This window comes from Blastococcus sp. CCUG 61487 (assembly GCF_005222955.1).
Lineage (GTDB): Bacteria > Actinomycetota > Actinomycetes > Mycobacteriales > Geodermatophilaceae > Blastococcus.
Window position 1 is genome coordinate 1 of record NZ_LWUA01000040.1, and the last position, 13073, is coordinate 13073.

Sequence of the window (13073 nt, forward strand, 5' to 3'; positions counted from 1 at the left end):
CCGGCCGGCCAGCTCGGCGTGGTGCTGGCGGACCGCCTCGACGGCGGCGGCGTCGGCGGCATCCGAGGCCAGGACGACGTCGGTGGCGACATCGGTGGGCAAGGTGCTGGTCACGATCTCCTCCTCGTCGGCCGGGGTGGTGGCCGACCTGGCCGTCATTTAATACAGTGCCGACCGTGGAAAACAAGAGCGGCTCTCCCGGCCCCGGGCCGGCGCCCGTGCGAGGGTCCGGACCGGTGCTGTCCGGGCCGCGTGGCGCCGTCCTGGAGCGGCTGCAGCACTCGGCGCAGCCGGTCGCGATCGCCGCGCTCGCCGAGGAGATGGGCGTGCACCCGAACACCGTGCGCGAGCACCTGGAGGCGCTCGTCGCCCGCGGGCTCGTCGTCCGGGAGCGGGCTGCGGCCACGGGCAGGGGCCGCCCCGCGTGGCGGTACGCGGCGGCCGACGACAGGTCCGAACCCGACCCTCGGGTGCGCGACTACGCCGGCCTGGCCGCGGCGCTCGCCGGCCACCTCGCCCGCACCTCGCCGAACCCGGCCGGCGACGGGCTGGCCGCCGGGTGGGCCTGGGGCCGCTCGCTGGTGACCGACCGGCCGCCGCATCCGGGACCGACGCCGAGGCACAAGGTGGTCGCCCTGCTCGACGAGCTGGGCTTCGCACCGGAGGCGGACGACGCCGCGACCACCGTCGCGCTGCGCCGCTGCCCGCTGCTCGACGCCGCCCGGGAGCACCCGCAGGTGGTCTGCCAGGTGCACCTCGGCATCGTCCGCGGGGCGCTCGAGCACCACGGCGGCGATCCCGAACCCACCGACCTGCTGCCGTTCGCCGAACCCGGGGCCTGCCGGCTGCACCTGGACACCATCCGCGTCCGACGGGAGCCACGGGGATGAGCGAGGCGGTGGCCCTCCCGACGGCCGCGGGGGCCCCCTCGTCCCGCACGGTGTCGCACCGGCCGACGACAGGCCGCCTGCTGCTCCTGCTCCCCGCCGGCCTGGCCCTGCTCGCCGGGCTGGACGCCGCGCTCGTGCTGCTCGGCCTGCCCGCGCCGGTCGAGCTCGACCGGCTGCCGCAGGTGCACGGCGTCCTCCTCGTCCTCGGCTTCGTCGGCACGCTGGTCGCCCTCGAGCGAGCGGTCGCGCTGCGCCGGCCCGCCGGCTTCGCGGCTCCCGCGCTGCTCGGGCTCGGCGGACTCCTGCTGCTCGCTCCCCTGCCGCTCCACGTGGGCCAGACCGTCCAGCTGGCCGGCGCGGCCGCCTTCGTCGGCGTCTACGTCGCGCTGTGGCGCCGGCAGCGGGACGACGCCGTCCTGGTCCAGGCGCTGGGCGCGGTGGCGGCCGCCGGGTCCCTGATCCTCTGGCTCGGCGACGTCCCGGTCCCCATGCTCCTGCCGTGGCTGGTCGGCTTCGTCGTCCTGACCATCGGCGGCGAGCGGTTGGAGCTGGCCCGGCTGGCGATGGGACCGCGAGCCGGCACCACGCTGGTGCTGCTCGCCTGCGGACTGCTGGGCGGCATCGTCGCGGCACTCCTGTGGCCCCGGCCCGGATCGGTGCTCCTCGGCGTCGCGCTGCTGGCGCTGGTCGGCTGGCTGGCCGCGCACGACGTGGCCCGCCGCACGGTGCGGGCGGATGGGCTGACCCGGTTCATGGCGGGCTGCATGCTCGCCGGTTACGGCTGGCTGGCCGTCGCCGGTGCGGTCTGGGCGCTGGGCGGCGCCGCCACCTCGGGCCCGCGCTACGACGCTGTCGTCCACGCCGTCTTCCTCGGCTTCACGATCTCGATGATCATGGCGCACGCGCCGGTGATCCTGCCCGCGGTCCTGCGGCGGCCGCTGCCGTACCACCCCGTGGTCGTGCTGCCCGCCGTCCTGCTGCACGCCTCCCTGGTCGTGCGGCTGTGGCTCGGCGGCGCCCTCGGCTCGGAGCTCGCGTGGCGGTGGGGCGGCGCGCTGAACATCGTCGCCGTCGTCCTGTTCGTGGTGCTGGCCGCGGGCTCGGTGGTCCTGGCCGCGCGGGACGCCGGGCGATGAGCCGCCCGACCCGGCGGGGCTTCTGGCCGCTGCGCGACCTCCCGGTGGTGTTCTGGCTGCTGGCCACGGTGGTCGTCGCGCTGGCGCACCCCGCGCTGCCGGCCCCCCGCTGGCTGCTCGTCCACCTGCTCCTGCTGGGCGCGGTCAGCCACGCGATCCTGGTGTGGAGCCGGCACTTCGCCGACGCCCTGCTGCGCACCGCGCCCGGGCCCGGGGACCGGCGAGCGCAGTCGCGCCGGCTGCTGCTGCTCAACGGCGGCGCCCTCCTGGTCATGGCCGGCGTGACGCAGGCGATCTGGCCGCTCGCCGTCGCCGGTGCCGTGGCGGTGGTGGCCGCCGTCGTCTGGCACGGCGCCGTGCTGGCCCTCCACCTGCACCGCTCGCTGGCGGGGCGGTTCCGGTCGACTGTGCGCTACTACCTGGCCGCGGCCGCCCTGCTGCCCGTGGGCGCGGCGCTGGGAACCCTGCTGGCGCGCGGGCTGTCCGGCCCCTTGCACGACCGCGCGACCCTGGCGCACGCCGTGGTGAACGTGCTCGGCTGGATGGGGCTGACCGTCGTCGGCACCCTGGTGACGCTCTGGCCCACGATGCTGCGCACCCGCATCGCCGAGGACGCCGAGCGCTCGGCGCGCCGCGCGCTGCCGGTCCTCGTGGCCGCGCTCGTCGTGGCCGCCGGCGGTGCCCTGACCGCTCCCCCGTGGGTCGTGGGGCTCGGTCTGGCCGGCTACGTCGGTGGCCTGGCCCTGGTTGCGGGGGCGCTGGTGAGCACCGCGCGGAACCGGCCGCCGTCGTCCTACCCCGCGTGGTCGGTGGCCGCGGGACTGCTCTGGCTGACCGGATGCCTGGTCGTGGCCGCGGTGTCGGTCGGGACGGCGGGCACCTGGCTGGAGGCCGGTGAGCGGTTCCGCTGGCTGACGCCGTTCCTCGCCGCCGGCTTCGGCGCGCAGGTCCTGCTCGGCGCGCTGTCCTACCTGATCCCCGTCGCGCTCGGCGGCGGCGCGGTGCCGGTGCGCGCGGTCAACGAGGTCCTCGACCGCGGTGGCGCGCTGCGGATCGCCGTCGTCAACGCCGGGCTGCTGGTCTGCGTGCTGCCGGTGCCGAGCCTCGTGCGGGTGCTCGCCTCGATGCTGGTGCTCGCCGGGCTGGCGGCCTTCGTCCCACTGCTGTTCCTCGCCATCCGCGCGGGGCGGCGGGCCCGGCGCGAGCCGGAACCGCCGAGCGGCCTCCCTCCCGGCCGCCCCGCCGGGCAGGTCGCCGGGCTGGCGGCCACCGGGGTCGCGGTGGTGCTCGTGGCGGTGGCGGCGGGGGTCGCCGTCGACCCGTCCGCGCTGGCCGAGGTGCGGGCGATGTCCGCACCGGCCGGCGACGTCGCGGCCACCGGCAGCACCACCACGGTCCGGGTCGAGGCCCACGACATGCGGTTCACGCCCGCCACCATCGACGTGCCCGCCGGCGACCGGCTGGTCATCGAGCTGGTCAACACCGACCCCGAGACCGTGCACGACCTCGTCCTGGCGACCGGGCCCGCCACCGAGCGGCTGGCTCCGGGCGAGTCGACGACGCTGGACGCGGGCGTCGTCGGCGCCGACGTCGAGGGCTGGTGCTCGGTGGTGGGTCACCGCCAGATGGGGATGACGCTCGACGTCCGCGTGGTCGGCGCTCCGCCGTCCGAGGCCGCTCCGCACCACCACGACGCCCCGGCCGCCGACGTCGCGAGCGCAGCGGACGACCTCGACTTCGCCGCCGCGCCGGCCGACGACTTCACCGCGCACGACCCGGTCCTGCCGCCGCTCACCGACGAGCCCCTGCGGCGCTTCACCTTCCCCGTGTCCGAGGTCGAGCGCGAGGTCGCGCCGGGGGTGACGCAGCAGTTGTGGACCTTCGCTGGCACGGCGCCGGGCCCGGTGCTGCACGGTCGGGTGGGCGACGTCTTCGAGATCACCCTCGTCAACGACGGCACCATCGGGCACTCGATCGACTTCCACGCCGGGGCGCTGGCCCCGGACGAGCCGATGCGCACCATCGCGCCCGGCGAGTCGCTGGTCTACCGCTTCACCGCCACCCGCGCCGGCATCTGGATGTACCACTGCTCGACGATGCCGATGTCGGCCCACATCGCCAACGGCATGTTCGGCGCGGTCGTGATCGAGCCGCCGGACCTCGCGCCGGTGGACCGCAGCTACCTGCTGGTCCAGTCCGAGCTCTACCTGGGCCCGCAGGGCGGCCCGGTGGACATGGCGAAGCTCGCGGCGGAACGGCCGGACGCCGTCGTCTTCAACGGCTACGCCAACCAGTACGACGCGCGACCGCTGACCGCCCGGGTCGGCGAGCGGGTGCGCATCTGGGTGCTCGACGCCGGCCCGAACCGGGCCACGAGCTTCCACGTCGTCGGCGGCCAGTTCGACACCGTCTACGCCGAGGGCGACCACCTGCTGCGGCCGGGCAGCGGGGGCAGCCAGGCCCTGGCGCTGGCGCCCGCCCAGGGCGGCTTCGTCGAGCTGGAGTTCCCCGAGGCCGGCCACTACCCGTTCGTCTCGCACGTCATGGTCGACGCCGAGCGCGGCGCCCACGGCGTCGTGGAGGTGACCGCTCCGTGAGCACATCGGCAGGAGCGCGCAGCGGGCTGGACGGCGTGACTCTGGCTAGGGTCGCGACATGACGACCGAGGCCCCCATCGACCTGCACGCCCTCGCCGACGAACTGCTGGAGAAGGCCGCCGCCGCGCCGGCGGGCCGGGGCGCCCGCACCCTGGCCCACCCCGTGGACGGACTGCGCCAGACCGTCATCGCGCTGAAGGCCGGCACCGAGCTGAGCGAGCACGAGAGCCCCGGCCCCGCGAGTCTGATGGTGGTCCGCGGGCGGGTGCGGATGGTCGCGGGCGAGGAGACGATCGAGCTGGGCGCGCACCAGATCTCCCCGATCCCGGACCGGCGGCACAACCTGCAGGCCGACGAGGACAGCGTCGTCCTGCTCAGCGTCGCCGTCCCCCAGCGGGCGCCGGGGCCGGACGGCCCGACCCGCCGCAACGTGGGGGGCTGACCCGGCGGCACGGATGGCTAGCGTGGGCCCGGTGACCACCTTCTCCACCCGGCCACCGACCCCGCTCGACCAGCTCGCCGACGGGTTCGTCGACAGCTACGCCGCCTCCCAGCCGGCGGTCGCCACCTACATCGGCGTCCCGGGCCACGACGATCGCTGGCCCGACCTGACCCGCGACGGCCACGAGGCGCACGCGGAGCTCCTGCGCAGCACGCGCGCGCAGGCCGAGGCGTTGGAGCCGACCGACCGCCGCGACGAGATCGCGCGCAGCGCCATGCTCGAGCGGCTGGGTGCCGAGCTCGACAGGTATGACGCCGGGTACGCCCAGTCGGACCTGAACTCCTCCAGCAGCCCCCTGCAGGCCTTCCGCGAGGCGTTCGACCTCATGCCCACCGAGACCGAGGACGACTGGGCCACCGTCGCGGTCCGGCTCGCGGCCATGCCGTCCGCGCTGCTCGGGTACGCCCGCGGCCTGGACGACGCCGCCTCCCGCGGCCACGTCTCCGCCGCCCGCCAGGTGCGGCTGGCCGCGGAGCGGGCCCGGCAGTGGGCCGGCACGGAGGACCGGCCGGGCTTCTTCACCCGGCTCGCCCGGCAGGCACCGTTCCCCGCGAACAGCGCGCTGGGCCGCGACCTCGCCGACGCCGCCGAACGGGCCTCGGGCTCGCTGCACGGGTTCGCCGAGCACCTGGACCGGGTGCTGCTCCCCACCGCTCCCGAGACCGACGGCGTGGGCCGCGATCGCTACCTGGTGGAGTCGCGCTTCCACACCGGCGCGCGCCTCGACCTCGACGAGACCTACGAGTGGGGCTGGGCGGAGCTGGCCCGCATCGTCGCCGAGAAGGAGCGGGTGGCCGAGCAGATCGCGCCCGGGCAAGGCGTCGCCGGTGCGATGGCGGCCCTCGACGCCGACCCCGCCCGCATCCTCCGCGGCCGCGACGCGCTGCAGGCCTGGCTGCAGGAGACCGGTGACCGGGCGATCGCCGCGCTCGACGGCGTGCACTTCGACATCCCCGAGCCGGTGCGCCGGCTGGAGGGCCTGCTGACGCCGACCCCGGGCGAGGGCGTCTACTACAGCGCGCCCAGCGAGGACTTCAGCCGGCCGGGCCGGATGTGGTGGTCGCTGCCCGACGGGGTCGAGGACATGACGACGTGGCGGGAGACCACGACCGTCTTCCACGAGGGCGCGCCGGGGCACCACCTGCAGATCGGGCAGGCGGTCCACGACGCCGACCGGCTCAACCGGTGGCAGCGGCTGCTCTGCTGGTGCTCGGGCGCCGCCGAGGGGTGGGCGCTCTACGCCGAGCGGCTGATGCAGGAGCTCGGCTTCCTCGACGACCCCGGCGACCTGCTCGGCATGCTGGACTCCCAGGAGCTGCGCGCCGCCCGCGTCGTCCTCGACATCGGCGTGCACCTGGACCTGCCCATCCCGGCCGGTGCCGCCGGGGGCGACCGCTGGACCTACGACGTCGCCCTGGCGTTCCTCCGCGAGCACGTGAGCATGCCGGACGCGATGCGGGTCGACGAGCTGCACCGCTACCTCGGCTGGCCCGGGCAGGCGCCGGTGTACAAGATCGGCGAGCGCGTCCTGCTGGTCTGCCGGGACGAGGCGCGGCAGCGGATGGGCGCGGAGTTCGACCTCAAGCGCTGGCACGCCGACGTGCTCTCGCTCGGTCAGCTCGGCCTGGATCCGCTCGCCGCGGAGCTCGCCCGCATGTCGTCGGTCTGAGCCGCGCGCGGAGGCGTTGACCGGCGCCCGGCGCACCGTCACCGTCATCGGCACGGAGGTGTCCGATGACCGTCCTGGGAGCCGGAGCCGGGCAGCGGCTCACCGCGCTGGGCTCGACCTACACGACCAAGGCCGACGGGAGCACGACGGAGGGCGCCTACTGGCTGGTCGAGGAGGAGTTCTGGGGCGCCACCACTCCCCTGCACCGGCACACCACCGCCGACGAGGCGTTCTACCTGCTCTCGGGGCGCGTGTCGGTGTGGCTGGACGGCGCGGAGACCGAGGCCGGCCCGGGTGACTTCCTGCTGATGCCCCGCGGCCACGCGCACGCGCTGCGCCGGATCGGCGACGAGCCGGCCCGCATGCTCACCCTGGTCAGCCCGGCCGGCATGGAGCACTTCTTCCGGGCCGTCGTCGACGCCGGGGAGGAAGCGCTGCTGGCCGACCCGGAACGCCTGGCCGCGCTCGCCGCCGAGCACGGCACCGACATCCTCGGCGACCACCCTGCGCTCTGATCAGGCGCCGCTCCCCGCCGAGAACCTCAGCCGACGCCGAGGTCGCGGGCGATGAGCATCCGCTGCACCTCGCTGGTGCCCTCGCCGATCTCCAGGATCTTGGCGTCGCGGTAGAACCGGCCGACCGGGAACTCGTTCATGAACCCGTACCCGCCGTGCACCTGCGTGGCGTAGCGGGCGTTGTCCATCGCGACCTCGGAGCTGTAGAGCTTCGCGATCGAGGCCTCCCGCTTGAACGGCTCGCCGCGCAGCATCTTCTCCGCGGCTCGGTAGTAGGCCAGCCGAGCGGTGGAGGCCCGTACCTCCATGTCGGCGATCATGAACTGGATCGCCTGGTTCTTGCCGATCGGCTGGCCGAACGCCTCCCGCTGCGCGGCGTACTTCACCGACTCGTCGACGCACCCCTGGGCCAGCCCGACCGAGAGCGCCGAGATCGCGATCCGCCCCTCGTCGAGGATCGACAGGAACTGGGCGTACCCACGACCACGAACACCGACCAGGTTCTCCTCCGGCACGCGGCAGTCGTCGAACGAGAGCTCGCGGGTGTCCGAGGCGTTCCAGCCCACCTTCGAGTACCGCTGGCCGACGGTGAAGCCCGGCGTCCCCGAGGGGACGATGATCGCCGAGATCTCCTTGCCGCCGTCCGGGCGCGTGCCGGTGACCGCGGTGACCGTGACCAGCCCGGTCAGGTCGGTGCCGGAGTTGGTGATGAACGCCTTCGAGCCGTTGATCACCCAGTGGCCGTCCTCCAGCCGCGCGGTGGTGCGGGTGGCGCCGGCGTCCGAGCCGCCGCCGGGCTCGGTCAGGCCGAACGCGCCCAGCACCTCGCCGGCGCACAACCGCGGCAGCCACTCGCGCTTCTGCTCCTCGGAGCCGAAGCGGTGGATCGGCATGGCGCCGAGCGAGACGCCGGCCTCGACGGTGATGGCCATCGACGAGTCGACGCGGGCGAGTTCCTCGAGCACGACGCAGAGGTCGAAGTAGGTGCCGCCCCCACCGCCGTACTCCTCGGGGAAGGGCAGCCCGAACAGCCCGAGCTCCCCCATCTGCCGCACGATCTGGGTCGGGAACTCGTCGCGTTCGTAGAACTCGCCGATCTGCGGGGCGATGACCTCGCGGGCGAACTCCTGCACCGTCTTCCGCAGCGTCTCGGTCTCGTCGCTGAGCCGGTAGTCCAACATCAGGTCTCCTGATCCTCGGGCTCGGCCGCCGGGGTCACCAGCGCGAGCCGCTCGTCCAGCGCGACGGTCTGCCCCGCCGTCACGTCGAGCTCGGCGACGGTCCCCGCCACGGGGGCGGTCAGCACGTGCTCCATCTTCATCGCCTCGACGACCAGCAGCGGGGTCCCCGCTGCCACCTCGTCGCCCACCTTCGCCTGCACCACGGTGACGGTGCCCGGCATCGGCGAGGTCACCACGCCGTCGGCCGCGTGCGCCCCTGCCGCCGATGCCAGCCGCTCGTGCTCCCGGAGCGCCGCGACGCGTCCGCCGGCGGCGAGCCACACGGTGCCGCCGGCGTGGACGACGGCGTAAGACGATGTCAGCCCGTCGAGGGTCACCGTCAGCCGCTCGCCGTTCCGCGTCGCGGAGGCGCGCTGGGGTTCGCCGTCCCCGACGGCGACCTCGGCGTCGGCCGAGCGGCCGCGCACCCGCACGGTCACCGGGTCGCCGCCACCTGCCTGCAGCCGGCGCACGGTCCACGCCGGCTCGCCCAGCCGCCAGCCGTCGGGCACGTCCCACCGGTCGACGACGGCGCCCGTCGGCTCGGCCTCCGCGAGCAGCGCCAGCGCCGCGGCCGCGTAGACCTCTGCCGGCGGCGGCTCGGGCCGCGTCAGGGCCTCGCCGCGCCGCTCGATCAGCCCGGTGTCGAGCGACCCTGCGACGACGTCGGGGTCGCGCAGGAGCTCCCAGAGGAAGCCCGCGTTCGTCGTCACCCCGAGGACGGCGGTGTGCTCGAGCGCGGCGACCAGCCGGGCGCGAGCGGTCTCGCGGGTCGGCGCCCAGGCGATGACCTTGGCCAGCATCGGGTCGTAGTCGGTGCCGACGACGCCGCCGACGACCAGCGAGCTGTCCACCCGGATCCCGGGGCCGTCGGGCTCGACCAGGCCCAGCACCGTGCCGGCCTGCGGCAGGAAGCCGCGGGCGGGGTCCTCGGCGTAGAGGCGGACCTCGATGGCGTGCCCGTCGAGGGAGACGTCGCTCTGGTCGATCGGCAGCCGCTCCCCGGCGGCGATCCGGATCTGCAGCTCGACGAGGTCCAGGCCGGTGATCGCCTCGGTCACCGGGTGCTCCACCTGCAGCCGGGTGTTCATCTCCAGGAAGAAGAAGGCCATGTCCTGCCCCCGGGCAGTCCGGTCGGCGTCCACGATGAACTCGACCGTGCCCGCGCCGGTGTACCCGACCGCCCTGGCCGCCTCGACCGCGGCCCGCCCCATCGAGGCCCGCATCGAGGTGTCCAGCAGCGGGGAGGGCGCCTCCTCGATCACCTTCTGGTGCCGGCGCTGCAGGCTGCACTCGCGCTCGCCGAGGTGGATGACGTTCCCGTGGGCGTCACCGAGCACCTGGACCTCGATGTGCCGGGAGGTGCCGATGTAGCGCTCGACCAGCAGCGTGTCGTCGCCGAAGGAACCCCGCGCCTCCCGCCGGGCCGCGGCGATCGCGTCGGGCAGCTCGTCCTCGGACCGGACCACCCGCATGCCCTTGCCGCCGCCACCCGCGCTGGGCTTGAGCAGCGCGGGGAAGCCGACGGCGACGGCGGCGTCGGCCACCTGCGCATCGGTCATGCCCGGCTCGGTGCGCCCGGGGACGACCGGCACCCCGGCGGCCACGACCGTCTGCTTGGCGCGGATCTTGTCGGCCATGGCCTCGATCGCGGCGACCGGCGGGCCGATGAAGACGACGCCGGCCTCCTCGCAGGCGCGGGCGAACTCGACGTTCTCCGACAGGAACCCGTACCCGGGGTGGATCGCCTGCGCGCCGGTCCGGGCGGCCGCCTCGAGCACCCGCTCGATCGAGAGGTAGCTCTGCGCGGCAGGGGCCGGCCCGATGGGGACGGCGACGTCGGCCAGCCGGGTGTGCAGCGCACCGGCGTCGGCATCGCTGTGCACCGCGACCGAGCGGATGCCCATCGCCCGCAGGGTCCGGATCACGCGTACGGCGATCTCCCCGCGGTTGGCGACGAGCACGGTCTCGAACATCCCCGTCACCGCCGTCCCTCCGAAGAAGGGCCACAAGCACGCTTTTGGCCCTTCCGGGAGGGGTCACATGCGGAAGACGCCATAGCCGACCTCCTCGAGGGGCGCGTTGGCGCAGGCGGACAGGGCCAGGCCGAGCACGGTGCGGGTGTCGGCGGGGTCGATCACGCCGTCGTCCCACAGCCTCGCGGTGGCGTAGTACGGGTGACCCTGCGACTCGTACTGCTCCCGGATCGGCGCCTTGAACGCCTCCTCCTCCTCGGCCGGCCACTCCTCACCGCGGGCCTCGAGCCCGTCGCGGCGCACCGTCGCCAGCACCGAGGCCGCCTGCTCCCCGCCCATCACCGAGATGCGGGCGTTGGGCCAGGTGAACAGGAAGCGGGGCGAGTAGGCCCGGCCGCACATGGAGTAGTTGCCGGCGCCGAACGAGCCGCCGATGACCACGGTCAGCTTGGGCACCCGGGCGGTGGCGACGGCGGTGACCATCTTGGCGCCGTGCTTGGCGATGCCGCCCGCCTCGTAGTCGCGGCCGACCATGAACCCGGAGATGTTCTGCAGGAACAGCAGCGGGATCTTCCGCCGATCGCACAGTTCGATGAAGTGCGCGCCCTTGAGTGCCGACTCGCTGAACAGCACGCCGTTGTTGGCGATGATCCCCACCGGGTGCCCGTGCAGCCGGGCGAAGCCGGTGACCAGCGTCTGCCCGTACAGCGGCTTGAACTCGGCGAACCGGGAGCCGTCGACCAGCCGGGCGATCACCTCGCGGACGTCGTAGGGGGTGCGCGGGTCGGGCGGCACGACCTCGTAGACCGAGGCGGGGTCGTACTGCGGCTCCTCGACCGGTTCGACGTCCCACGGCCGCGGCTCGCGCGGGCCGAGCGTCGAGACGATCTGCCGCACGATCTGCAGGGCGTGCGCGTCGTCGTCGGCCAGGTGGTCGGTGACCCCGCTGACCCGACTGTGCAGGTCTCCCCCGCCCAGGTCCTCGGCGGTGACCTCCTCGCCGGTAGCGGCCTTCACCAGCGGCGGACCGCCGAGGAAGATCGTGCCCTGGCCGCGGACGATCACCGCCTCGTCGCTCATCGCCGGCACGTACGCCCCGCCGGCGGTGCAGGAGCCGAGGACGGCGGCGATCTGCGCGATGCCGGCCTTGGAGAGGTTGGCCTGGTTGTAGAAGATCCGGCCGAAGTGCTCCCGGTCGGGGAAGACCTCGTCCTGCATCGGCAGGAAGGCGCCGCCGGAGTCGACCAGGTAGATGCACGGCAGCCGGTTGTGCAGCGCCACCTCCTGCGCCCGGAGGTGCTTCTTCACCGTCATCGGGTAGTAGGTGCCGCCCTTGACCGTGGCGTCGTTGGCCACGATCACGCACTCGCGGCCGCTCACCCGGCCGATGCCGGTGATGATCCCGGCCGCCGGGGCGTCGCCGTCGTAGAGCCCGTGGGCGGCCAGCGGCGAGAGCTCCAGGAACGGGCTGCCCGGGTCCAGCAGGGCGTCCACCCGCTCCCGCGGCAGCAGCTTCCCGCGGGACACGTGCCGCTCGCGGGCCCGCTCGCCGCCGCCCAGCGCCACCGTGCGCAGTTGCTCGGCCAGGTCGGCGGCCAGGGCCGCGTGGGCGGCGGCGTTCCGCGCGACGACGCCGGGGTCGGCCGAGGCGGCTCTACCGAGTACCGGAGCATCCACGGCCGAAGGTTAGCCGTGCGGGATCAGTTCTCCGGGAGAGGCGGGGTCGGCAGCGCCAGGGCGTCGGTGGCGATCCTGTCGATCTCGGCCGAGGTCCCGCCGGCGGACGGGTCGACCCACGCGCTCTCGACGATCGTCACCGTCGGGCCGGAGACCGCGCTGGCGTACTCGGCGCTCTCCAGCCGGGACGGGCCGCCCGGGTACCGGACCTCCTCGCGGAGCAGGTCGTTGACGTTGCCGGTGCCCGCGGTGTCGGTGAGGCCGCGCAGATCACGCGCCGCGGCGGTGTCGGGCATGCGCACCCGGGCCACGGAGACGACGACGGCGCGGCCGCCGACCTCTCCGGACCACAGCGCTCGGGACAGGCCGGTGCAGTCGGTCGCCCCGAAGAAGTCCGCCGCCCTGCCGTAGGCGTGCGCCGCGCAGCTCTCGTCCACCTCGGCCGCCTCGAGCGTGTAGGACACCCCGGCGACCTCCTGCACGGAGCCGACCTCCGGTCCGGCCGCGGCGGTGTCCTCCCCAGGCTGCTCCGGCGCGGCGGCGCCGCCCTCGCCGTCTCCGCCCCCGAACACGAGCCAGGCGGCGACGCCGACCAGGAAGAGGGCGAGAGCGACGGCGACCGCCACCGCGATCCGGCGCGCGCGTCCCGGGCTCCGGGTAGCGGCGTCGGAGTCCGCGAGCTGCGGAGGCTGCTGGGCCGGGAGGACGGCGGTGGGCGGGGGCCCGGGATCGGAGTCGCCGCCGAAGAGGCCACCGATCCCGGCGTCGCCGGGCGGCGGCGGGGCCGGCGCGTCGACGGGGACGGGGTTGGTGGCCCCGGCGCCGGCGGAGGCCTGCGCCTCCGCGGCGGCCGCGGCGTGCGCGGCGGCGACGGAGGCGGCGAGCGCCTGT

The 13073-nt window shown here is 75.0% G+C and carries 9 protein-coding genes and 1 pseudogene; 6 read left to right on the forward strand and 4 right to left on the reverse strand.

Annotation, left to right across the window (positions count from 1 at the left end; translation table 11 throughout):
* Window positions 1–236 precede the first annotated feature (236 nt).
* The 6 genes from A6V29_RS03710 (at window position 237) to A6V29_RS03735 (ending at window position 7309) form a co-directional block, all read left to right on the forward strand.
* Entirely contained in the window at window positions 237–890 is a 654-nt protein-coding gene (locus A6V29_RS03710) for a helix-turn-helix transcriptional regulator (RefSeq protein ID WP_249932988.1), read from the forward strand.
* Entirely contained in the window at window positions 887–2026 is a 1140-nt protein-coding gene (locus A6V29_RS03715; RefSeq protein WP_212718976.1) for a DUF8744 domain-containing protein, read from the forward strand. Before A6V29_RS03710 ends, A6V29_RS03715 begins: the two co-directional genes overlap by 4 nt.
* On the forward strand, window positions 2023–4623 hold the full coding sequence (locus tag A6V29_RS03720; RefSeq protein WP_137159045.1) for a multicopper oxidase domain-containing protein: 2601 nt from the start codon (window positions 2023–2025) through the stop codon (window positions 4621–4623). Before A6V29_RS03715 ends, A6V29_RS03720 begins: the two co-directional genes overlap by 4 nt.
* A gap of 58 nt (window positions 4624–4681) precedes the next feature.
* Window positions 4682–5065, forward strand: a complete 384-nt coding sequence (locus tag A6V29_RS03725; RefSeq protein ID WP_137159046.1) for a cupin domain-containing protein — start codon at window positions 4682–4684, stop codon at window positions 5063–5065.
* Between the two features lie 31 nt (window positions 5066–5096).
* A complete protein-coding gene (locus A6V29_RS03730) occupies window positions 5097–6794 on the forward strand; it encodes a DUF885 domain-containing protein (protein WP_249932990.1) in 1698 nt (565 codons plus the stop codon).
* 65 nt (window positions 6795–6859) lie between these two features.
* Window positions 6860–7309 (forward strand): cupin domain-containing protein, encoded by a 450-nt coding sequence (locus A6V29_RS03735; protein WP_137159048.1) that lies wholly within the window; start codon window positions 6860–6862, stop codon window positions 7307–7309.
* Between the two features lie 26 nt (window positions 7310–7335).
* Here the strand turns inward: A6V29_RS03735 and A6V29_RS03740 are convergent, their stop codons facing one another.
* From A6V29_RS03740 to A6V29_RS20570, 4 genes and pseudogenes are all read right to left on the reverse strand, one after another.
* Window positions 7336–8490: an acyl-CoA dehydrogenase family protein gene (locus tag A6V29_RS03740; protein ID WP_137159049.1), complete on the reverse strand. Its 1155-nt coding sequence runs from the start codon at window positions 8488–8490 to the stop codon at window positions 7336–7338.
* A complete protein-coding gene (locus tag A6V29_RS03745) occupies window positions 8490–10505 on the reverse strand; it encodes an ATP-binding protein (RefSeq protein ID WP_137159050.1) in 2016 nt (671 codons plus the stop codon). Before A6V29_RS03745 ends, A6V29_RS03740 begins: the two co-directional genes overlap by 1 nt.
* 63 nt (window positions 10506–10568) lie before the next feature.
* Window positions 10569–12182 (reverse strand): carboxyl transferase domain-containing protein, encoded by a 1614-nt coding sequence (locus tag A6V29_RS03750; RefSeq protein WP_137159051.1) that lies wholly within the window; start codon window positions 12180–12182, stop codon window positions 10569–10571.
* Window positions 12183–12205: 23 nt separating this feature from the next.
* A pseudogene (locus A6V29_RS20570) lies at window positions 12206–13073 on the reverse strand (hypothetical protein); the annotation flags it as partial.